At 60.5% G+C, this 22333-nt stretch carries 20 protein-coding genes; 10 read left to right on the forward strand and 10 right to left on the reverse strand.

Annotated features, from left to right (window positions below):
- Position 1: 1 nt before the first annotated feature.
- The 5 genes from SPHINGO391_RS09920 (at position 2) to SPHINGO391_RS09940 (ending at position 5369) form a co-directional block, all read left to right on the forward strand.
- On the forward strand, positions 2-448 hold the full coding sequence (locus SPHINGO391_RS09920) for a transporter (RefSeq protein ID WP_152008678.1): 447 nt from the start codon (positions 2-4) through the stop codon (positions 446-448).
- The gene (locus tag SPHINGO391_RS09925) at positions 445-1458 is read left to right on the forward strand and encodes an NAD(P)-dependent oxidoreductase (protein ID WP_152008679.1); all 1014 of its coding nucleotides are present in this window, start codon (positions 445-447) and stop codon (positions 1456-1458) included. The genes SPHINGO391_RS09920 and SPHINGO391_RS09925 overlap by 4 nt, the downstream gene beginning before the upstream one ends.
- 150 nt (positions 1459-1608) lie before the next feature.
- On the forward strand, positions 1609-2967 hold the full coding sequence (locus SPHINGO391_RS09930) for an aspartate aminotransferase family protein (protein WP_152011508.1): 1359 nt from the start codon (positions 1609-1611) through the stop codon (positions 2965-2967).
- Between the two features lie 298 nt (positions 2968-3265).
- A complete protein-coding gene (locus tag SPHINGO391_RS09935; protein ID WP_152008680.1) occupies positions 3266-4309 on the forward strand; it encodes a hypothetical protein in 1044 nt (347 codons plus the stop codon).
- A gap of 16 nt (positions 4310-4325) precedes the next feature.
- Entirely contained in the window at positions 4326-5369 is a 1044-nt protein-coding gene (locus SPHINGO391_RS09940; protein WP_244615159.1) for a TAXI family TRAP transporter solute-binding subunit, read from the forward strand.
- A gap of 99 nt (positions 5370-5468) precedes the next feature.
- Here the strand turns inward: SPHINGO391_RS09940 and glnA are convergent, their stop codons facing one another.
- Positions 5469-6878, reverse strand: a complete 1410-nt coding sequence (glnA, locus tag SPHINGO391_RS09945; RefSeq protein WP_152008682.1) for a type I glutamate--ammonia ligase — start codon at positions 6876-6878, stop codon at positions 5469-5471.
- 60 nt (positions 6879-6938) lie between these two features.
- On the reverse strand, positions 6939-7277 hold the full coding sequence (locus tag SPHINGO391_RS09950) for a P-II family nitrogen regulator (protein ID WP_152008683.1): 339 nt from the start codon (positions 7275-7277) through the stop codon (positions 6939-6941).
- A 382-nt stretch (positions 7278-7659) separates the two neighbouring features.
- On the opposite strand from SPHINGO391_RS09950, the gene SPHINGO391_RS09955 reads away from it, so the two are divergent.
- Positions 7660-9123, forward strand: coding sequence for an NAD(P)H-hydrate dehydratase (locus SPHINGO391_RS09955; RefSeq protein ID WP_152008684.1), 1464 nt, complete (start codon positions 7660-7662; stop codon positions 9121-9123).
- A gap of 36 nt (positions 9124-9159) precedes the next feature.
- Here the strand turns inward: SPHINGO391_RS09955 and SPHINGO391_RS09960 are convergent, their stop codons facing one another.
- Both SPHINGO391_RS09960 and SPHINGO391_RS09965 read right to left on the reverse strand, forming a co-directional pair.
- Positions 9160-10812 (reverse strand): Na/Pi cotransporter family protein, encoded by a 1653-nt coding sequence (locus SPHINGO391_RS09960; protein WP_152008685.1) that lies wholly within the window; start codon positions 10810-10812, stop codon positions 9160-9162.
- Between the two features lie 226 nt (positions 10813-11038).
- A complete protein-coding gene (locus SPHINGO391_RS09965; RefSeq protein ID WP_152008686.1) occupies positions 11039-11860 on the reverse strand; it encodes a helix-turn-helix transcriptional regulator in 822 nt (273 codons plus the stop codon).
- A 247-nt stretch (positions 11861-12107) separates the two neighbouring features.
- On the opposite strand from SPHINGO391_RS09965, the gene SPHINGO391_RS09970 reads away from it, so the two are divergent.
- On the forward strand, positions 12108-13316 hold the full coding sequence (locus SPHINGO391_RS09970) for an MFS transporter (RefSeq protein ID WP_152008687.1): 1209 nt from the start codon (positions 12108-12110) through the stop codon (positions 13314-13316).
- An 83-nt stretch (positions 13317-13399) separates the two neighbouring features.
- Here SPHINGO391_RS09970 and SPHINGO391_RS09975 read toward each other — a convergent pair whose 3' ends face one another.
- From SPHINGO391_RS09975 to uvrA, 4 genes are all read right to left on the reverse strand, one after another.
- Positions 13400-14170 carry a glucose 1-dehydrogenase gene (locus tag SPHINGO391_RS09975; RefSeq protein ID WP_152008688.1) on the reverse strand — a complete coding sequence of 257 codons (771 nt, stop codon included), beginning with the start codon at positions 14168-14170 and terminating at the stop codon, positions 13400-13402.
- A 107-nt stretch (positions 14171-14277) separates the two neighbouring features.
- Positions 14278-15078, reverse strand: a complete 801-nt coding sequence (locus SPHINGO391_RS09980; protein ID WP_152008689.1) for a DUF72 domain-containing protein — start codon at positions 15076-15078, stop codon at positions 14278-14280.
- 61 nt (positions 15079-15139) lie between these two features.
- The gene (locus tag SPHINGO391_RS09985) at positions 15140-15595 is read right to left on the reverse strand and encodes a VOC family protein (RefSeq protein ID WP_152008690.1); all 456 of its coding nucleotides are present in this window, start codon (positions 15593-15595) and stop codon (positions 15140-15142) included.
- A gap of 24 nt (positions 15596-15619) precedes the next feature.
- Positions 15620-18541 carry an excinuclease ABC subunit UvrA gene (gene uvrA / locus SPHINGO391_RS09990; protein WP_152008691.1) on the reverse strand — a complete coding sequence of 974 codons (2922 nt, stop codon included), beginning with the start codon at positions 18539-18541 and terminating at the stop codon, positions 15620-15622.
- A gap of 409 nt (positions 18542-18950) precedes the next feature.
- Between uvrA and SPHINGO391_RS09995 the strand changes: the two genes are divergently transcribed.
- The 3 genes from SPHINGO391_RS09995 (at position 18951) to SPHINGO391_RS10005 (ending at position 20378) form a co-directional block, all read left to right on the forward strand.
- The gene (locus tag SPHINGO391_RS09995; RefSeq protein ID WP_152008692.1) at positions 18951-19460 is read left to right on the forward strand and encodes a single-stranded DNA-binding protein; all 510 of its coding nucleotides are present in this window, start codon (positions 18951-18953) and stop codon (positions 19458-19460) included.
- A gap of 50 nt (positions 19461-19510) precedes the next feature.
- Positions 19511-19891, forward strand: coding sequence for a cupin domain-containing protein (locus SPHINGO391_RS10000; RefSeq protein WP_152008693.1), 381 nt, complete (start codon positions 19511-19513; stop codon positions 19889-19891).
- A 73-nt stretch (positions 19892-19964) separates the two neighbouring features.
- Entirely contained in the window at positions 19965-20378 is a 414-nt protein-coding gene (locus tag SPHINGO391_RS10005; RefSeq protein WP_152008694.1) for a VOC family protein, read from the forward strand.
- 864 nt (positions 20379-21242) lie between these two features.
- Here SPHINGO391_RS10005 and SPHINGO391_RS10010 read toward each other — a convergent pair.
- On the reverse strand, positions 21243-21545 hold the full coding sequence (locus SPHINGO391_RS10010) for a DUF1905 domain-containing protein (protein WP_152008695.1): 303 nt from the start codon (positions 21543-21545) through the stop codon (positions 21243-21245).
- 14 nt (positions 21546-21559) lie between these two features.
- A complete protein-coding gene (locus tag SPHINGO391_RS10015) occupies positions 21560-22189 on the reverse strand; it encodes a MarC family protein (RefSeq protein ID WP_152008696.1) in 630 nt (209 codons plus the stop codon).
- Positions 22190-22333 lie beyond the last annotated feature (144 nt).

Raw genomic sequence — 22333 nt, forward strand, 5'->3', positions numbered from 1 at the left:
CATGAAATATATCGTCTTCATTCTGTTTACTGTGCTGACCAATGCGGCGGCACAATTGATGCTCAAGCAGGGCATGATTTCTCTGGGGCCTGTCTCCTTTACCGCCGACACCATGATCGCGCGGATCTTCCAGATCCTGTTCAACCCCTGGGTCTTTGCCGGGCTCGCCACTTTCGTCATCTCGATGGCGTCGCACTTGTATGTGCTGTCCAAGGTTGAACTGTCGTTTGCCTATCCCTTCCTGAGCCTCGCCTATGTGGCCGTGGCCGTGTTTGCCTTTGTGCTCTTCAAGGAAGACCTCAACAGCTGGCGCATTGCCGGAATCGCCTTCATCTGCGTCGGGACCGTGCTGATCGCCCAGTCCGGTCGGGACGATACAGCCGGCGAGGCGCAGCAGTCCGCACAGCTTTCCAAGATCAACGTAGCAGCAAATGAGATCACGCGATGAAACACATTCTCTTCGGCGGCGACGGCTTTGTCGGACGCCATCTTGCTAAGAAACTGCTCGCAGATGGCGAAGAGGTGATCATCGCCGATATCGTCAACGACAACCGGGCATTCTATCGCGATGCCACGATCGTTGAGTGCGATGTAACCAGGCCGGACATGGTCGCCAATGTGCCGATCGCCGCAGACGACATGGTCTACAACCTTTCGGCCAAGATGTTGTCGCCGCTGCAGATCCGCTCCAAGCGTCATGAGTTCTTCTATCCGGTCAATTTCGACGGTACGAAGAACATCATCGAGGCGATGGACAAGGCGGGCGCCAGCAAGCTGGTGCATTTCACCACCGACATGATTTACGGGCACACCGTCACGTTCCCGATGACCGAGGACCATCCGGTTGAGCCGCTTGGCGAATACGGCCAGTCCAAGCTCGATACCGAGGTTCTGGCAGCCGATTGGCGGACGCGGGGCATGTCGATATCGCTGTTCCGTCCAAGGCTGATCATCGGCCCGGGCCGGCTCGGGATCCTCGAGAAACTGTTCAAGCTGATCGATGCCAACCTGCCGGTACCGATGATCGGGTCGGGCAAGAACCCGTATCAGTTCATCTCCGTGTTCGACTGCGCGGAAGCCGCGCGGCTGGCCTGGAAGGCGGGCGTTCCGAACGAGGCCTACAATCTGGGCTCGATCAATCCGCCGCCGGTGCGCAAGCTGCTTGGCGATCTGGTCAAGCATGCCGGTTCGAAATCGTTCCTGATCCCGACCCCGGGCTGGGCGGTGAAGCGGACGCTGGACCTGTTTGACCTTGTCAACATGCCGATCATGGATCCGGAACAGTATCTGATTGCCGACGAGAACTGCGTTCTCGACGTTTCCAAGGGCGAGCGTCAGCTCGGCTGGGTGCCGCAATACCGCGATGAAGACATGCTGATCGCGGCCTATGACGAATATCGCGCAGCCAAGGCGCGCGGCGGGTCTTCCGCTGCCGCCCAGGTCGCACCGGCCGAATGAACTCGTTCCGAAGGAGCCTGAACCATGCTAGATACCCCAACACGCGTCGCCGTCGACGCTCCGCCCTTGTCTGATACCGGCGCTGGCAGCCACGCGCCTGCAGGCCGCACAAACCGTCCCGATCTGCTGACGGTGGCGGATGCAAAGGCAATGTCGGTCGCTGAAATGACCGAGCTGTTCAAGGATCACATCAATCCCGGCCAGCTTCATTTCATGAAGCTTCTCGGGTTCCACAAGGTCAAGATCGAGACCGCGTCGGGGATGTACTATACCGACCAGAACGGCCGGAAGATCCTCGATTTCTTCGGCGGCTTCGGCTCGCTGGCGCTTGGCCACAATCACCCGCGCATCATCGAGGCGCGCAAGCAGTTCCAGGACGAGGATCGTCACGAGATCGCGATCGCCTTCATGAGCCAGTATGCGTCGGCTCTGGCCAAGAACCTGGCCGCGATTGCACCCGGTGACCTCGACATGGTGTTCCTCGGCTCGTCCGGATCGGAGGCCATGGAAGCCGCGATCAAGGTGGCTGAACGCGCCGCCGGTCCCGGTCGACCGAAGATCGTCTATGCGCAGAACTCGTTCCACGGCAAGACCAAGGGCGTGTTGTCGCTGACCGACTCCGAACTCTACCGCGGTGAATTCCAGCTGACCGGCAACACGGTGAAGGTGCCCTTCGGCGATATCGATGCCATTCGCAATGCCTTCGAAGCGGATCCGGGAATCGGCGTCATCGTGCTCGAGACCATCCAGGGCGGCGGCGGCATCATCGAAGCGCCGGTCGAGTTCTGGCAGGAACTGCGGGCGCTGTGCGACAAGCACGGCGTGTTGTGGATCGCCGATGAAGTCCAGTGCGGCATGGGCCGGTCCGGGCACTTCTTTGCCTTCGAGAAGGCCGGTGTCGTGCCGGATGTCACCGCGCTGGCCAAGTCGCTGGGCGGCGGAAAGACCGCGATGGCGGCAATGATCGCTTCCCGCAAGGTCTACATGAAGGCCTATGGCACGCCGAAGACCGCGATGATCCATGCCCAGGCCACCTTTGGTGGCATCGGCGAGGCCTGTGTCACGGCAATCGAGGGGCTCAACGTCATGTATGACGAGGATCTGATCGGCAATGCCGAGCGGGTCGGGTCCTACCTGATCGAACGGCTGAACGGCTTGAAAGCCAAGTATCCGCAGATCATCAAGGATGTGCGGGGCAGCGGCTTCATGGTCGGGCTCGAGTTCCAGGACTTCAGCCAGACCCTGCCGGCATTGCTCAGGCCCATGGTTGCGCTGCTGGACGACAAGCTGAAGGGGTCGCTGTCGGGCTTTGTCGGCGCCGAACTGCTGCGCGATCACAATGTGCTGGTGGCGTTCACCGAATACAACCGCAACGTCATCCGGCTCGAGCCGCCGCTTGTCTGTGGTCGCGAGCATGTGGATGAGTTCATCACCGCGCTCGATGCGGTGCTCGGCCGCGGCATCGTTCGCATCGTGCGCGATTTCATCGGAAGCCAGACGAAGAAATAGGGCTCTCGCACTTTACTTTCAGAGGTCACCCATTCGGCCGGGGCGCGTGTGATCGCGTCCCGGCCTTGTGCATTTCCGGCGCGCACAGCGAGAAGTCCGGTCTTGCAGGGGATCTGATGACTAACCAGATAGAACGAAGCAAGCGTTACCGGGTGCCTTCGAGTGTGGTGCCTTGCTTGCGCGCCCGGCGCATTGCCGGTACCTCTGGGCGGCAGCGGGTGTGCCGCTTGCAGACGGCGCCGGGAACAGCTGTATCCGGCAGAAAAAACGCGCGAGATTGCGCAAGGAAGGCAGCAATTTGGCAAACCAGTGGGGCAGGGACAACGATTTCAGGGCTGGTGCCAGGCGCGGTGGCGCTCGCACGGTGATTGCGGTTCTGATTGCCCTCCTGGTCGGTGGGGCTGGCGGCTATTCTGCCTCGTTGATCCTTCAGGATGGTCAGAGTGTCGTCAGCGATGCAGCGCAGGTTGAGACAGCCGAACTCAACAAGGCGCTGGCCGAGGCCCGAGATGAGCTCAGTGACGCCCGCGCCGCCGAGGCCGCGAGGGCTGCTGAAGTCGAAGCGTTGAAGGCGGATGTTGCGCGGATGGCCGGCGATCTGGACGCGTTGGCACAGGAACTCGCCGCCAGCAACACCCCGACAGCATTGCCGGAAGAGACAATTGGAGCCATGGATGCGCTGGAACGCGAGCGTGACGTTCTGGCTGCGGAGAACGAGGCGTTCAGGTCCGGCCTTGAAGCCCTGGAAGCCGAACGCCAGGCGCTCGAACGGCAAGCCGAGACCGACAGGCAAAGGCTGCAAGCGGAACTGGAACGGCTGCAGGGCGAGGTCTTGCCGGCACTGACTTCGGAGCGGGATCAGTTGAAACGCCAAGCAGAAACGCTTCAGGCAGATCAGGTTGCGCTCGAAGCCCGGCTCAAGGCTGCATCCGAGGACCAGGTCGCTGAGGCAGCGCGGATCGTCGAGCTGGAAGAGAGCCTGACATCAACGCGGAGAGAGTTGGAGGTGGCCCGTCTGGCGATTGAAGCGCTCAACAATGAAGTTGAGGCTGCAGTAAACACCGATCAGGCCGAGAACATAGATGTCTCGCCTGAACAGCCGCAGGAGGAGCAAGACGCGCAAGGTGCTGCTTCAGCCCTTGATCCGCGTGACCGCGGCGATGTTGCCCAGGCCTTGCGCGCCGCGCCCGGCCTTGAAACACTGGGCGAGGCGGAACGGCAGGAATTGACCGATCGCCTGGTCAACGGCGAATGCGTGACGAGCGCGCTTGAAAGCCTGTTCGACCGGGTGCCGATTCTGACACTGCGCAATCTGATCCGCGACCTGAACAGCAACTGCTGAGATGAGGAGAACGCCCTTGAGAGATTTTGTCACCGGTTTGCGGGGGCTGGCACTGGCGACCGGCATTTCACTGTGTGCCGCGAGCCCAGGCCATGCCCAGGAATTCGAGCGCAACATCATGACCGGCGGGCCGACCGGAACCTATATCCGGATCGGTCAGGACATGGCCGCGCTTGGGGCTCAATGCGGATTGACGCTGAATGTGATGGAAAGCGCAGGGTCGCTTGAAAACTTCGTCGGCGTGCGCAAACGGCGCAACACCCAGTTCGGTATCGTCCAGAGCGATGTGCTCGAGTATCTCAAGACCTTCGAGGCCAATGACGCCGAAATCCAGGATGCGGTGCGCGGCGTCCGGATCATGTTTCCGCTCTACAATGAGGAGGTTCATGTTCTGGCGAGGTCCGGCCTCTCGGGGATCAGGGATCTCGAGGGGCAGAGAGTGGCCATCGGGGTCAAGGACAGCGGAACGTTCCTTACCGCCTCGCTGATCCTGGATATTCTTCAGGTCAAGGACGCCGAGCGGTTGCCGCTCAATCCGGACCAGGCGCTGCCGAAGCTTCAGGCCGGCGAGATCGATGCCTTCTTTTATGTCGCTGGGGCACCGGCTTCCTTGTTTGCCAAGGCCGATATCGACCCGGACAAGTTCCATCTTCTGCCCATAACGGAGGCGCCGCTTCTGGCGACCTACACCGAAACCAGCATTCCCGGCGGGACCTATGGTTTTCAGCGGGAGGCTGTCGACCTGGTCGCGGTCAAGGCGGTGCTGATGACGTATGATTACGATCCGAACCGCAACGCCTACCATCGAGAGAGCTGCACCACGGTATCGGACTTCTCCAGCCTGGTCCTCAACAACATGGAAAGACTGCGTGAAACCGGCCATCCGAAATGGAAATCGGTCGACCTGACGGCGCTGCCGCCAGGCTGGCAGGTCGGGTCCTGCGTCAAGGCGGGCATGGCGCTTGACTATGCTCCGGAGTGCTCGGCGACGGCCCAGCCCGCACCCGCAGACAGCAATGAGGAATATCTCAATCTGCTAAAGCAGCGGCTGAAGAACTGACGATAAACATAAATATAATCTAATGAAAAGCCGGCGAAGCCACAAGGGGTTCGCCGGCTTTGTTGTGCCGGGCCGCCAGGGCGGCCCGGTGTTGGTCGATCAGGCCGAGTAGTACATGTCGAATTCGACAGGGTGCGGAGTCATTTCGAAACGCATGACTTCGGCCATCTTCAGCTCGATGAAAGCATCGATCTGGTCGTCGTCGAAAACGCCGCCGGCGGTGAGGAACTTGCGGTCCTTGTCGAGGTTCTCGAGCGCTTCGCGAAGCGAGCCTGAAACGGTCGGGATCTTCTTGAGTTCCTTGGCAGGAAGATCATAGAGATCCTTGTCCATGGCCTTGCCGGGATGGATCTTGTTCTTGATGCCGTCAATGCCGGCCATCAGCATGGCAGCAAAGGCGAGGTACGGGTTGGCCGTCGGATCACCGAAGCGGACTTCAACGCGCTTGGACTTCGGCGAAGAGCCGAACGGAATGCGGCAGGATGCCGACCGGTTGCGAGCCGAGTATGCCAGCAGCACCGGAGCTTCGTAGCCGGGAACAAGACGCTTGTAGGAGTTGGTCGACGGGTTCGAGAAGGCATTGATCGCCTTGGCATGCTTGATGATGCCGCCGATGTAGTAAAGGCAGTTTTCAGACAGACCAGCGTATTCGTCGCCGGCGAAAGTCGGCTTGCCGCCCTTCCAGATCGACTGGTGCACGTGCATGCCCGAACCGTTGTCACCAAAGACCGGCTTCGGCATGAAGGTTGCTGTCTTGCCATAGGCGTGGGCAACCTGGTGGACGCCGTACTTGTAGATCTGGGTCTTGTCGGCCATGCGGGTCAGGGTGTCGAAGACCATGCACAGTTCGTGCTGCGCCGATGCCACTTCGTGGTGATGCTTTTCAACCACGAGGCCCATTTCGGCCAGAACGGTGAGCATTTCGGAACGCATGTCCTGGCAGCTGTCAACCGGGGGAACCGGGAAGTAGCCACCCTTGACGCGCGGGCGGTGGCCCATGTTGCCGGTTTCATAGTCGGTGTCGTCGTTGGATGGCAGTTCCGACGAGTCGAGCTTGAAGCCGGTGTTGTAAGGGTCTGCCTTGTACTTGACGTCATCAAAAATGAAGAACTCAGGCTCAGGACCGATATAGACGGTATCACCGAGGCCGGATGCCTGCAGATAGGCTTCAGCCTTCTTGGCGGTCGTGCGCGGGTCGCGATTGTAGGCTTCACCTGTGATCGGATCGAGAATGTCGCAGAAGATGACCATGGTCGACTGTGCAAAGAACGGATCCATGTGGACGGTCGAGGTGTCCGGCATCAGAACCATGTCGGACTCATTGATGGCTTTCCAGCCCTGGATCGATGAGCCGTCGAACATAACGCCATCGGCGAAAAGATCTTCATCGACGCAGGACACGTCCATGGTCACGTGCTGCATCTTGCCCTTCGGGTCGGTGAAGCGCAGATCGACAAACTTGACGTCGTTGTCCTTGATTTGCTTGAGGATTTCAGTGGCAGTCGTCATGTGCGATATTCCCTGTTTATAAATGACGATGGGTGCACGGCGCGCGGCCGCGCACAGTGGTCAGATGGCGTCGTTGCCGGTTTCACCGGTCCGGATGCGGATAACTTCCTCGATGTTGGAAACGAAGATCTTGCCATCGCCGATGCGGCCGGTCTGGGCTGCATTGCGAATTGCATCTATCGCTGCTTCCGCCGTTTCGTCCGCGAGAACGATTTCGACCTTAACCTTGGGCAGGAAGTCTACGACGTACTCTGCCCCGCGATAGAGTTCGGTGTGGCCCTTCTGGCGACCGAAACCCTTGGCCTCGGTGACAGTAATGCCCTGCAGGCCGACTTCCTGAAGAGCTTCCTTCACTTCATCAAGCTTGAACGGCTTGATGATCGCTTCGATCTTTTTCATGAGAACCAATTCTCCGCTCTGTCCTGTGAAAGCGGGCAGCTAGACTGACGCCAAATACCCACTCGCGTCTATCAAAGCACACGCCGTGCCACTTTGTCGAAAAAACTCCGGATCCGGGTGAAAAAATTAAAATTCAACGCAAATTCCCCGGAAAAGCTGGCTCGATTTGTCACCTCGAGCCTTTGGGAGCTCAGTTCTTGCACGATTTGCAGCAAATGCACAAAAATGGATTTCATTGTTGATGATTTTTTGTGCGCCATCATCTGCATGTTTTTCACCCTGAATGCCTATAATGTGTGCATAATTGTGATGGGAGTGTGTTGGCGGCCTCGTTGGCGCAGCCGTCTTGACCGTTGCCGTAAGGCCATGTCACCAACACAACATGGCAATAGACAGAACCGTTCTGGTCTCGCCCGATGCGATGGGCCAAATTGACAAGGCTGCCGCCGATAGCGGCATCGACAGTTTTGGCCTGATGCGGTCCGCTGGCGCCCATGTGGCTGCGGTCGTGCTTGCGCGCTTCCCGCAAGCACAGCGTGCGGTTGTCTTGTGCGGCCCGGGCAACAATGGAGGCGATGGACATGTGGCCGGAATGCTCCTCCAGCGCAGCGGAATGGAGGTTCAGCGCTTCGGTCTGGAGCCAAAGCCCGGAAGCGATGCGGCTCGTGCGCGGGCCCAGTTTCCCGGTGATATCTGCCCGCTTTCGGACTGGCGGCCGCGCGCTGGTGACGTGATTGTCGATGCCTTGTTCGGTGCCGGGCTGGACCGGCCGGTCAGTGGCGATGTCGAGGCGCTGATCGAGCGTGCCAGCCGAGCGAAAACACCGGTTGTCGCGGTCGATCTGCCATCGGGACTTTCCGGGCGCACGGGAGAGCCGACCGGCGCCTGTTTTCAAGCGCTTCACACGGTTACCTTCGCTGCATTGAAGCCCGGGCATCTGCTGATGCCGGGCAGGGAGCTTTGCGGTGAGATGCATTTGTGCGATATCGGCATACCGGCACGATTGATCGCGAGTGATGATACGGTCTGGCGTAATCATCGAGGTCTCTATGCAGCACACCTGCCTGGCAGTGCGGCATCCCAGCACAAGTACACGCGCGGGCACCTGGTTGTCTTTTCCGGGCCTCTGATTTCCTCCGGAGCCGCGCGGCTTTCGGCCATGGCCGGGCTCCGGTGTGGCGCCGGGCTTGTCACGGTGGCGGCGCAGCCGAGTGCGGTCATGGTCCAGGCCACCCACCTGACCGCCATCATGCAAAGGGCAATTCGGGATGCCGCCGAGCTCGCGGACTGGCTTGGCGATAGCCGGTTGTCTGGGTTCGTGATCGGGCCGGGATTTGGGGATCTGGAAAAGGCGCGGGCCTATACTTCCCTGCTGGCTGAAGCCGGCCAGCCGGTTGTGCTGGATGCCGATGGACTGACTGCTTTCGCCGGAAAGACCGAGGAACTGGCGGAGTTGTTTGCCGGTGAGGCACGTCTTGTCCTGACCCCGCATGAGGGTGAGTTCCGCCGCCTGTTCGCCGATCTTGCCGATGACGTAACGCTGTCAAAGATCGACCGGGCGCGGGCTGCGGCGCGGGCGCAGAATGCGGTTGTCGTCTACAAGGGCGCGGATAGCGTGATCGCGGCTCCCGACGGACGCGCCGCGGTGAATGCAGATGCGCCGGCCTGGCTGGCCACTGCTGGCAGCGGCGATGTGCTGGCCGGGATCATAGGCGGATTGCTGGCGCGGGGCATGCCGGTATTCGAAGCTGCCTGCGCCGGTGTCGCCATGCATGGTGAGGCCGCACGCCGGGCTGGCAGCGGGCTGACCGCCGAGGATCTGCCCACGCACATTCCTGCCCTTTGAACCGCTTCGCGTCCGGGCGGTGGTGCCTGCACGGGGCTACAGCAGCCGGCTCTTGCGCAGCATTCCGGCCCCGGCTAGAACCGGGTAGGCAATCGATGCGAACAGCGAGTTGATCTCCTTGAGATCTCGCATGGTGTCGATGTGGATCGAGCTGCTGTCGTAGCTGTCGTCGTTGCCGTCACGCAGCCTTTGCATGTGGCTCTCCTCGCTGTTGCGCACCATGGTGCGGACAACCTCCTTCTGGGCGACAAGCTGGCGAGCGTGGTCGACGTCACGGCTGACAAACAGGTTGAAGGCGAGCCGCGCATTGCGCATGACTTCCTTGTGCAGGCCCTTGAGTTCGTGCCAGCCCTCGGCGGAGAAGGCGATATCGCGTGCGTGCTTCTTGCGCACCCTCGTCACCATGTTCTGGGCGATGATGTCGGCGGCCTGCTCGAGCTTGATGGTGGCGCCGAGCAGATCCTGCAGCTGCGCCGCGGACTTGTCGTCGAGTTCGGACTGCGAGATCTTTGCCAGGTAGAACTTGATCTCGCGATGGGTCTCGTCGACCTCATCGTCGAGATCCTCGATGCGGGCAATCTTCTGCTTGTCGAGCTTGTCGAACACGTCGAAAATCCAGGTCAACATCAGTTCTATACGGTCACAGACGGTCAGCACCTCGCGGGTGGCATTGGCGATTGCCTGCTTCGGATCAGAAAGATGGTCCGGGTTAAGCGCGGTGATGCGGGTTTCGGCCTCTTGTTCCTCAAGCTGGATCACTGGCGTCAGCCAGGCCTTCAGGATCTTGCCGACGAGACCGCAGAACGGCAGGCCGAAGACAAGCACTGCGAGGTTGATGGCCAGGTGCACGAGCACCACAGCATCGCCGGGTTGAGCGGAGAAGAAACTGCTTTCCAGTTCGAAAGCGAGTTGTGCAGCGAGCGCCAGCAGCGTGCCGAACCCGCGGATGGCGACATTGCCCAACGGCACGATCCGCGCATCGATGCGCTCGCCCCGGGTCAGCACAGCGCCGATGACCGCCGCACCGAAATTGATGCCGAGCACCAGCGGAATGATCAGCACGGGCGGTATCAATGCCCGGTCCGCCAGGGACGCAAGCAGCAACACGGCGGCAACACTCGAATGGAAGGCCCAGGCAAGCAGGCCGGCAAGCACGAAGGCGGTAATCCAGTCGCGCGACAGGTAGTTTATGATGACCGGCAGGATCTCACTGGTCTTGAGCGGGATCGATGCCTCTCCGATCAGGCGCAGCGAGAGCAGCAGCAGTCCCAGCCCGAACAGGATCCGCCCGACCTGGCGCCATTGCCGTGACTCGCTAGCCCGGAACGCAATGGTTCCGGCAAGCAGCAGTACCGGGATCAGCAGCGAGAGATCCTGACGCAGGATGCGCACGACCAGTGCCGATCCGAGATCCGCACCGAGCAGCGTTGCTATGCCGATCGCGGTGGAGACATAGCCGCTGGCAACGAAGCCCGCGACGATCAGCGCCACCGCTGTTGCACTCTGCAGGGCTATCGCAAAGAAAAAGCCTGCTATGGCCGCGGTGATCCGGTTGCCGATCGCAAGGCGCAGCTTTTCGCGCAGAATGTTCCCGTAGGCCCGCTCGATACCGGTGCGGACCATACGTGTCGCCCAGAGCAAAAGCGCTACCGCGCCGGCAAGATTGATGAAAACGACCATTCCGGACATGAAACACCTGAGACTGAAATGAAACGCCAGAGCCGGTGGCATGCCGGATCCAGCCAACGAAGGCTTGCTGTCCATGCGCGCCGGATCTGACGGGAGTGCGACTCAGATTATCGCATTTTCACAAATGTCACAATTTGCTTACTTATTGGGGATTCAATCAGTCTGCGCCCGTATTGCGCGCATATCCGCTTGGTATGGACTGCAGTGCCTGAAACCGGGTTCGGTTTCAATGCGCGCGTTGGTTCTTGAGATAGGTTCTGGGCGGCGCGCCCATAACGCGGGAGAACATGGTGGTGAAGGCAGGCAGGCTTTCATAGCCCAGATCAATCGCAACCGCGGTGACCGGTTCACCTGCGCTCAGGCGCGGCAGCGCCGCCATGACGCAGGCCTGCTGGCGCCAGGCGGAAAGGCTGAGCCCGGTTTGCTGGCGGAACACGCGGGTGAAGCTGCGTCGGCTCATGCCGGCCTCACTGGCCCAGTCGTCAATCTCGACGCGGGCCGATGGCTGCGCCACGAAGTCGCGGCACAATGCTGCAAGACGCGAGCTTCGCGGCAATGGAAGGCCGAGTGGCCGCTCGGGCAACAACGGTATTTCGTGCAGCAATGCTTCCTGAATGAGCTGCGCCCGGGGGTCGGCCGCATCCGGCCCCAGTCTGACCGTTTCGGCAAGCAGACTGCGCATCAACCGGGTCATTCCGGTCACATGCAGGTGGTCTGGCAGGCCTTCCACGGCATTGGGCCTGACATAGGCCGACTGCATTTCGACCCGGCCAATCGTGTCGACTGCGTGGCGGACACCAGCGGGTATCCACAAGGCGTGATCGGGCGGCACCATCCAGCGTCCGGCTGAGGTGTTGACGATGACGACACCGGTGATCGGGTGCAGGAGTTGCGAGCGGCTGTGTTCGTGCTCGGTGAAATGCCCGTCGCGATCCAATCGGTGCGCGAAGGCGACGGCCGGCATGGTTGAGGCTTCGACCACGGCGCGGTGGGGTTGCGATGATGCGACGGCGGGCGAGGGGTCCCGCGGGATACTCGAAAGCGACATGTTTTTGGCCCAAATGCGTAAAGACTAGACCAAACCACGAAGGCGGGCTGCAGGCAAGGCATGTATCAGTGACAAAACGAAGGCTCCGGTCAGGCTTTGACGTGGTGGATGGGACCGTAACGCGGGGTTCGTTGCTGCCTGTCAGATGCGGGTCTGACAGAGCTGTTCGTCACGTCGATGTTTGGAGGCGGCTCTTCAGCAGGTCACAACCCTGCTTTGATGCCTGGCCTGATGCCGAGGAAAAACCATGAGTGTCGTTCCCGAAACCACTGGGGCAGGTCCAGTCACCAAGGCTGCAACGCCGGCTGCGTTTTCAGTGGTGGTGGCGCTGAGCATCTGCCATTTTCTCAATGACACGATGCAGTCGGTGCTGGCGGCGATCTACCCGATACTCAAGATCAACTATGATCTCAGCTTTACACAGATCGGCCTGCTGACCTTTGCCTTTCAGTTCACAGCCTCGTTATTGCAGCCGGCGATCGGGGCGTTCACCGACAAGCGGCCGATCGGCTATGCACTGCCGGTTGGAACCGGGTTCACGCTGGTAGGGCTCCTGTTGCTGTCATCTGCAGGTTACTATGCGTTACTGCTGCTGGCGGCGGCTCTGGTGGGCTTAGGGTCAGCTGTGTTCCATCCGGAATCGTCGCGGATTGCCCGGCTCGCTTCGGGCGGCAGACATGGTACCGCCCAATCGGTGTTTCAGGTGGGCGGCAATATCGGCACGGCAAGCGGGCCGCTGCTGGCGGCTTTCATCATCGTTCCCAACGGCCAGACTTCCGTCGCCTGGTTCGGGCTGGCGGCCCTGACCGGGATGGTGATCCTGACCTGGGTCAGCCGCTGGTACGCGGCCTATCGCCGGGCTTCTGCCGGACGTCCGGCGGCAGACACGGCCCTGGTGCACAGCCGCCGGCGGGTGATTGCGGCGCTGGTGGTCCTGGCCCTTCTGGTGTTCACCAAGAACATCTATGTGGCAAGTTTCACCAGCTTCTACACGTTCTACACCATCGAGCGTTTCGGCGTGGGGGTACAGGAAGCGCAACTGCTGCTGTTCGTCTTTCTCGGTGCAATGGCCGCGGGCACGCTGATCGGCGGGCCGATCGGCGACCGGATCGGGGCGAAGGCGGTGATCTGGGTGTCTATCCTGGGAGTGTTGCCGTTCACGCTGATGCTGCCCTATGCGGACCTGTTCTGGACGGCGGTGCTGACCGTAATCATCGGCATCGTGCTGGCCTCGGCGTTTCCGGCCATCGTGGTCTTCGCCCAGGAGCTGGTGCCGGGCCGTGTCGGGCTGATCGCGGGCGTGTTCTTCGGCTTCGCCTTCGGCATGGGCGGCATTTCCGCCGCGGTGCTGGGACAGGTGGCGGACGCGAAAGGCATCGTCTTCGTCTACCAGATCTGCTCGTTCCTGCCGTTCCTCGGGCTGCTGACGGTCTTCCTGCCAAGAAACGCCCGCTAGACGAAGCTGGTTTCGGCCAGACTGGCGGAGCCACGATTTCTCTGTGCGGCTCCGGCAGGTCTTATTGCATTACATATGTCGCGCTACTGCGCGACATATCCGCCGTCGACAGGAACGATCGCGCCGAGCATGTAGGATGCTTCTGGCGAAGACAGCCAGACAATCAGGTTTGCCACTTCTTCGGGCGTACCGATGCGGCCGAGCGGATGCAGCGGATCCATCATCTGGCTGCTTGACTGGGCGCCTGACGTTGCCTGCTCGGCAAGCGAATCCAGCATCCGCGTGTCGATACCACCGGGGCAGACCGCGTTGACCCGGATTCCCGCCTTGCCGTATTCAAGCGCGGCGTTCTTGGTCATGCCGATCACTGCGTGCTTGGAGGCGACGTAGGGCGAAAGACCGGGAAACCCGATCAGGCCTGCGACGGAGGCGAGATTGACGATTGTGCCGCCGCCGGCCTGGAGCATGTGGCGGATTTCAGCCTGAAGGCACAGATAAGTGCCCTTGGCATTGATCCGCATGATGGCGTCGAAATTATCTTCCGCCTGATCGGCGAGCGGAGCGATCTTGCCCTCTATCCCGGCATTGTTCACCGCGCAGTCAAGCCGGCCGTACTGGTCGACGGCGCCGGCCACCAGGGCGGCCACGTCCGTGGACTTTGAGACATCGGCATGCTGGAACATCGCGTTGCCGCCGGCCGAATGGATCATCGCCACGGTTTCCTCGCCGCCGGGGATGTGGATGTCCGAAACAACGACATTGGCGCCTTCAGCGGCGAACTTCAGCGCTGTGGCCCGGCCAATGCCTGCGCCGGATCCGGTAACGAGTACGATTTTTCCCGAAAATCCTGTCATCTTCAATGCTCCTTCAGGGTTGCGTTGATGGCAAGGATACACTCGCGAACCTGAAGCCGCCTTGATACTGCTGAAGAGGGTTACGGATATCTGAAACCGCCTGAGAGTCAGATCTTGGCTTGCAGAGCCATCGCGCCGGCAGGCGCATTGACCTTGCCGCCGGTGATGAAGAAGGCAAAGACGTCACGCGGCTGTTTTTCGACGGTTCGGTCCGGGGCGATCACGGGAAGATCAACGGGGGCGGAGCCTTCAGCATAGGTCTGGAGCCGTTGGGCCCAGAGGTCCATGTCTTCCTCAGGATAGCAGGTCGGAACATCGTCGGAGCCGCGCTGCAGCCGCGCATAGACGAAATCCGAGGTGACATCAGCCACCATCGGATAGACGTCATGATCGGCGCAGACCGCCGCCACATTGTGCCTGGCCAGCAGCTCAATGAACTCCGGCGTGCAGAAACTCTCGTGCCGGGCCTCGACCACATGGCGCAGCGCAATGCCGTCCTGCTCCGCCGGAAGCAGCGCCAGAAAGGCCGCGAAATCATCCGGCTCGAATTTCTTGGTCGGCATGAATTGCCAGAGGATCGGGCCGAGCCTGTCGCCCAGTTCGGTAATCCCTTGTGTGAGGAACTTGGTGATTGACGGCTCGCTTTCCGCCAGCACCTTGCGGTTGGTGCAATAGCGGCTGGCCTTCAGTGAAAACACGAACCCGTCGGGCACATCAGCCGCCCATTTGGCGAAAGTCGCCGGCTTCTGGCTGCCGTAATAGGTGCCGTTGATCTCAATGGCGCGCAACTTGCTGCCTGCATGCTGCAACTGCTTGGTCTTGGGCAGCTTTGGCGGATAGAAACTCTCGTTCCAGGCGTCAAAGACCCAACCGCCGATGCCGGTGCGAATGTTTCCGTAGGTGGTCATTTGCTCGTATCCCGTCAATCATTCACGTCATCAAAAGCATTGTGCGCCGGCACGCCGGTATTTATCCACCCGATACCATCGCATTGAAGCGCTTGACGATTTCAGCATCGTCGCACGGTTCCCGGTTGGTTGAGATGTGCCAGATATGGCCGAACGGATCGCGCAGCTTGCCCGAGCGGTCGCCATGGAACTGATCCTTGACTTCAAACAAGGGTTCGGCACCATCTTTTGTCATGGCCTCGAAGGCCGCATCGCAATCTGAAACATAGAGATTGAGCGACACCGGTGACCCTCCCAAAGACCGAGGTGAGAGGATGCCCATTGTCACGATTTCATCTGAGATCATGAAACGGCTGTCTCCGATCTGAAACTCAGCATGAGCGATTGAATGGTCGGGCATCTCCAGCCTGTAAAGCTCCTGCGCGCCGAGATGCCTTGCGTACCAGGCGATCGCGCCTGATGCGTCCTGACAGACGAGGTAAGGCGTGACCGTGTGGTAGCCGGAGCGCTTACTCATCGGTTTACCTCCTGATTGCCGGCGTTACTCCGCCGCTTCCACCCGTCTTCCGGGCCGGCGGTCCAGCAGTTCCTTGAGGAACTGGCCGGTGTAGCTGCGTTCGACCTTGACGATGTCCTCGGGCGTGCCTTCTGCAACGATCTCGCCGCCGCCGTCGCCACCTTCGGGGCCCAAATCGATGACCCAGTCTGCGGTCTTGATGACTTCAAGATTGTGCTCGATGACCACAACCGAATTGCCCTGGTCGACCAGTTCGTGCAGCACTTCAAGAAGCTTTGCGACATCGTGGAAGTGCAGGCCTGTCGTCGGTTCGTCGAGAATGTAAAGGGTGCGGCCGGTCGAGCGCTTGGACAGCTCCTTGGCCAGCTTCACCCGCTGGGCCTCGCCGCCCGACAGCGTTGTCGCCTGCTGGCCGACCTTGATATAGCCCAGGCCGACGCCCTGAAGCGCTTGCAGCTTGTCGCGCACGGCTGGGACAGCCGCAAAGAAGTCCACACCTTCCTCGACGGTCATGTCGAGCACGTCGGCGATCGACTTGCCCTTGAAAGTGACATCGAGGGTCTCGCGGTTGTAGCGCTTGCCGTGGCAGACGTCGCAGGTGACGTAGACGTCGGGCAGGAAGTGCATCTCGATCTTGATGACGCCGTCGCCCTGGCAGGCCTCGCAGCGGCCGCCCTTGACGTTGAACGAGAAGCGGCCTGGCTGGTAGCCGCGCGCCTTGGCCTCGGGCAGGCCCGCGAACCAGTCGCGGATCGGCGTGAAGGCTCCGGTGTAGGTGGCCGGGTTCGAGCGCGGCGTGCGGCCGATCGGCGACTGATCGATGTCGATGACCTTGTCGATGTGTTCGAAACCGTCAATCCTGTCGTGATCCGCCGGGTTCTCGCGCGCGCCCATCACCCTGCGTGCGGCGGCCTTGTAGAGTGTTTCGATCAGGAAGGTGGACTTGCCACCGCCCGACACGCCGGTGACTGCGGTGAAGACGCCGAGTGGTACCGAGGCCGAGACATTCTTGAGATTGTTGCCGCGGGCGCCGATGACCTTGAGTTCTTTCTTCCTGGAGGACTTGCGGCGCTGGGAGGGCACCTCGACCGCGAGTTCGCCAGAGAGATACTTGCCGGTGATCGAGCGCGGATTGGCCATGATGTCGCCAGGCGTGCCCTGGGCGATGATCTCGCCACCATGCACACCGGCATGCGGCCCGATATCGACCACGTAATCGGCGGTGAGGATTGCGTCCTCGTCATGTTCCACCACGATCACCGTGTTGCCGATGTCGCGCAGGTGCTTGAGCGTTTCCAGGAGCCGGGCATTGTCGCGCTGGTGCAGGCCGATGGAGGGCTCATCCAGCACATAGAGCACGCCGGTCAGTCCCGAGCCGATCTGCGAGGCGAGGCGGATGCGCTGGCTTTCGCCACCTGACAGCGAGCCGGAGTTGCGCGACAGCGTCAGGTAATCGAGGCCGACGTCATTGAGGAACTTCAGCCGGTCGCGGATTTCCTTGAGGATCCGCACGGCGATCTGGTTCTGCTGCTCGTTGAGCTGCGCCGGCAATTCATCGAACCAGTCCCCCGCCACGCGGATCGACAGTTCGGTGACCTCGCCGATGTGGCAGCCATTGATCTTGACCGCGCGGGCCTCCGGCTTGAGCCGGTAGCCGTCACAGGCCGGGCAGGGCGCGTTTGACATGTAGCGCTCGATCTCCTCGCGCGCCCAGGCGCTGTCGGTTTCCTTCCAGCGGCGTTCCAGATTGGGAATGATGCCCTCGAAGGTCTTCGAGGTGGTGTAGGAGCGCAGACCGTCATCATACTTGAAGGAGATCTTCTCCTGGGTGCCGCGCAGGATGGCATTCTGCCCCTTGGCGGGAAGGTCGTTCCAGCGGTCTGACAGCTTGAAGCCAAAATGCTTGCCCAGGGCTTCCAGCGTCTGGGTGTAATAGGGTGAACTTGACTTGGCCCAGGGCGCGATGGCGCCACCGCGCAGGGTCAGGTTCTGCTCGGGGACAATCAGCGCCTCGTCAATGGTCTTCTGGGTGCCCAGGCCATCGCAGGTCGGGCAGGCGCCGTGCGGATTGTTGAAGGAAAACAGCCTTGGCTCGATCTCGGAAATGGTGAAACCGGAGACCGGGCAGGCGAATTTCTCCGAAAAGAGCACGCGCTCGTGGGTCTCATTCAATGACTTGTTGGCCGAGCCGCCGGCCGAGGTTTCGGCGTCCGGCAACGGCTTGTCGGCAAATTCGGCGATCGCCAGGCCTTCGGCAAGCCGAAGGCAGGTCTCGAGGCTGTCGGCCAGGCGCGCGGCGATGTCGGGGCGCACGACGATGCGGTCGACGACGATGTCGATGTCGTGCTTGTATTTCTTGTCGAGCGGCGGCGCATCCGCGATCTCGTAATACTGGCCGTCGACCTTGACCCGCTGAAAGCCCTTTTTCATGAAGTCGGCGAGTTCCTTGCGGTATTCACCCTTTCGCCCGCGCACCACCGGAGCAAGGATGTAGAGCCTTGTGCCTTCCTCCAGTGCCAGAACCCGGTCCACCATCTGGCTGACCGTCTGGCTTTCGATCGGCAGGCCGGTTGCCGGCGAATAGGGCACGCCGACGCGGGCAAACAGCAGCCGCATGTAGTCGTAGATCTCGGTCACGGTTCCCACGGTCGAGCGCGGGTTGCGGCTGGTGGTCTTCTGCTCGATGGAAATGGCCGGCGATAGCCCGTCGATCTGGTCGACATCGGGCTTCTGCATCATCTCGAGAAACTGGCGCGCGTAGGCCGAAAGGCTCTCGACATAGCGACGCTGGCCTTCGGCGTAGATGGTGTCGAAGGCGAGCGACGACTTGCCCGATCCGGACAGTCCCGTCATCACGATCAGGCTGTTACGGGGGAGGTCGAGATCGACATTCTTGAGATTGTGCTCGCGGGCCCCGCGAATGGTGATGGATTTCAGTTCAGTCATGTCGCCGCCGATTTGCCGTGGAGTGTCCGGCGCATTTTGCAAAACGCGCATGGATCGCTCAATTGCCTGTAGGTCTCGCCGGGTGGAATGCACCGTTGAGACATCTGATCCGCATTTCGCAAAATGCCTTGCCCCTGCGCAACACTGGAGATCAAAGATAGTTCCGGGGCAGACCAGATCCATACATAAGCACCTCGGAGGTAATGTCGAGACACCTGACCGGTTGTTGCCTGTGCGAAAGCCGAATCTCTTGACAGAAACTGACACAAGCAATAGAACAAATAAAGAACAAAAAAGGCTTGTGGATTGTCATCACCCGAGTGACGGGCAGAGGGGCGATCCTGTAAGGTAAAAAACGATTTGGACGGGGCGGCGCAAGGCCGCCTGAAGTGTTGGAAGGTGAAGTATCATGGCGGGTAGCGTCAACAAGGTCATTCTCGTGGGCAATCTGGGCGCGGACCCGGAAATCCGGCGCACCCAGGACGGTCGTCCGATCGCCAACCTGTCGGTGGCGACGTCTGAGAGCTGGCGCGACAAGAACTCGGGCGAACGTCGCGAGAAGACGGAATGGCACCGTGTGGTGATCTTCAATGAAGGTCTGTGCAAGATCGCAGAGAATTATCTCAAGAAAGGCTCGAAGGTTTATCTCGAAGGCCAGCTGCAGACCCGCAAGTGGCAGGATCAGTCCGGTCAGGACAAGTACTCGACGGAAGTCGTGCTGCAGGGCTTCAACGGCAACCTGACGATGCTGGACGGTCGCAATGAAGGCGGTGGCGGCGGCGGCGGCCGTGGCGGCGATTATGGCGGCGGCGGTGACTTCGGCGGCGGGCCGTCCGGCGGCGATCGCGGCGGTTCCAGCGGCGGATTTGGCGGCGGCGGCGGCTCGTCGCGCGATCTGGACGACGATATTCCGTTCTGAGCCATTGCGGCGGGCGTGTGCGTTTCCATTCTGCAATGGAGCGATGATTCATGACGTCTGAGAGCGACGTACTTGAACTTGGGCCAGGTCAGGGCCGCGCCTACTCGCTGGGCCGGATGCGGGCGGTGTTCAAGGCCGACCATGATGAGAGCGGCAGCCGTTATGCCGTGTCGGAATGGTGGCTGCAGCCGCACTGCGCCGGGCCTGGCGCGCATTTGCACGAAGCCAATGAGGAGCTCTTCTATGTGCTTGAAGGCACGGCGAGCATTCTTGTCGGTGACACATGGCGGATGCTCTCAAAGGGAAGCTTTCTGCGCATTCCGGCAGGCACCATGCATGACTTCGAAAACCGGACTGATGCACCCGTCGGTCTGCTCAATATCTTCATGCCGTCGATCGTTAAATGGTTCGAGGACAATCCGCAGGACTAGGAAGCGGCGTTTGCTGGCAGCGCATCCATTCGGATCCGCAAGATCAGGCAGCCATTGGGAACAGGAGACCGGGATGCGCCAATCCATCACCCATGTTGCGCTGGTCGTTCGCGACTATGATGAAGCCATCGCGTTCTATTGCGGCGTGCTCGGGTTCGATCTTCTTGAAGACACATACCAGCCCGAACAGGACAAGCGCTGGGTGGTGGTCCGTCCCAAGGGCGGGCAGGGCACATCGATCGTTCTGGCGCGGGCATCGAAGCCGGAACAGGAGCCGTTTGTTGGCGACCAGACCGGCGGTCGGGTGTTCATGTTTCTCAACACCGATGATTTCTGGCGCGATTACAATCGCTTGATCGCTGAAGGCGTCACGTTCATCCGCGAGCCGAAGGCCGAAGATTACGGCACGGTTGCCGTGTTCCAGGATCTCTATGGCAATCTGTGGGATCTACTGCAACTGACCGATGGGCATCCGGCTGCTGCCTGACCGTACCTGATTGCAGTCGACAGTTGCCGCAGGGATTTGCCGGACACATGTGGAGGTGAACTCCAATGTCCCGCGCCCCGCCGGTGAGAAGCCGTGCTCGCGACAAGAGTGGTTGTGCCGCGATTCGGGGTTTGCCTCACGTCACGTTTCAAATCTGCGATTGACGTGGAAGCCGCGCGGTACGGCACTCGCCACTTAGTACGGTACTTTGAAATCACGCGGCCACGCCATGTCTTAAAGAGTATGCTTGAAATTATCTACTATATTCATGTACGCGTAGGCATCCATGATTATTCTTCTGACGATGCTACCGTGTACACCCCACCATTTGTGATCGATGAAGTCTTCACTATCAAGGCAAAGCCTTCCCAACGAGTAGTTCGTTGTTGAGATTGCATGTTCTGAAATCACCGGATCGTCCAGAAGCAGTTCTACCAACCGCGAAACCACATTTTCATGCTTGGTATCTGACATCGCTAATCTGACCACGGCCGCTTTTGAAGTGTTCTCACTGGAACGAACTGTCCTCAGGAAACCCATGTTTAGGGTGGATTTTTAAATCAGATATCTATCATAAAGTAAATTACATATGTTTTCGCGCGTAAATAAATCTGGGCTGCAGCGAGGCGACTTTAGTCCAAGGCCGGTATCGATTGACAACAGGCCAGCGCATCGCGGTTGCGCTTGGCGAAGCGGATGCGCTGGAGCTGCAACCAGTCATCCGCAGCAGGTCGGGACCTGCCAATCCTGCCGGTGTGAAAAGCGTCGCTTTCTTTGCTGATGACAGGCCGTATGACCCCGGGGGGCGGCAACTGACTATGGAGCCTGAAGAAGAGCCGCGGCGCATTCAATGGGCATGAATGATCAGCCCATCATCAATTCGACGCTGACGCGGTCGCCGGTGGTGATGGCGCGAGCCCGGCGCACTTCAGCCTTGAGCGGAAGGAAGTAGCAACCCGTTGCCTTGTCCGGAAACAGCGATGTCGCCCAGCGGCTTTCGCCTATGCAGGCCCGGACCCTGATTGAGCCGAAACCGTTTGTCCTACCGGCAACGAAACGGATCCGGCGGGAGACTTCTGCCGGCACGGTGACAAAGTGCCATGATGCCTTGGCCGCGCTGTGGACCCAGAGTTCGGCGTCGAATGCGAATGTCTGTTCGGGGTCCACCGGCCTGTCCCCGATCACACCGTGACGAAGGCCTGCTTGATGCCGTCGACGACAAACTGCACCGACAGTGCGGCGAGCACGACGCCGAGCAGACGGGTCAGGATGGTGCGGCCGGTGTCGCCGAGAAACCGGTCGATGCGATCGGCAATCACCAGGAAGGCGAACAGCACCAGCGATGCGGCTATGATGACACCGATCAGCCCGGCGCGCTCGACCGGCTGATAAAACGAACCCGCGAGCAGGATGACCGCGGAGATGGCGCCCGGCCCCGCAATCAGCGGGATGGCCAGCGGAAACACTGCGACATTGGAAATGTGGTCCTTGGTGATTGCCCGCTCGGCGCTCTTTTCCTGGCGCTCATGGCGCTTTTCGAAAATCATCTCGAAGGCAATCCAGAACAGCAGCAATCCGCCGGCGATCCGGAAGGCACCCAGGGATATGCCGAGGATGTTGAGAATGCTGGCGCCGGCGATGGCAAAGACAGCCAGAATGCCGGCAGCCGTCACCGTGCCGCGCATGGCGACCTGCAGACGCTGACTGCGGGTCATCCCCGTCGTCAGGCCCAGAAAGATCGCGGCCAGTCCCGGTGGGTCGAACATCACGATGATCGTGACGAAAGCGTTTATAATCAATTCGACATTCATGGCTTACCCCCGCTGGCCCGGCAAAAAAGCCCTTCCCAAGGACTTACGACACCGCGGGAAGGTTCGAAACCCCCTTGGCGGGTCACAACGGTGGAGAAACTGTCTTCAAGCGCTGAATCCGGGTGCGAAAATTGGCGACAGCAG

Source organism: Hoeflea sp. EC-HK425 (assembly GCF_902498795.1).
Classification (GTDB): domain Bacteria; phylum Pseudomonadota; class Alphaproteobacteria; order Rhizobiales; family Rhizobiaceae; genus Hoeflea; species Hoeflea alexandrii.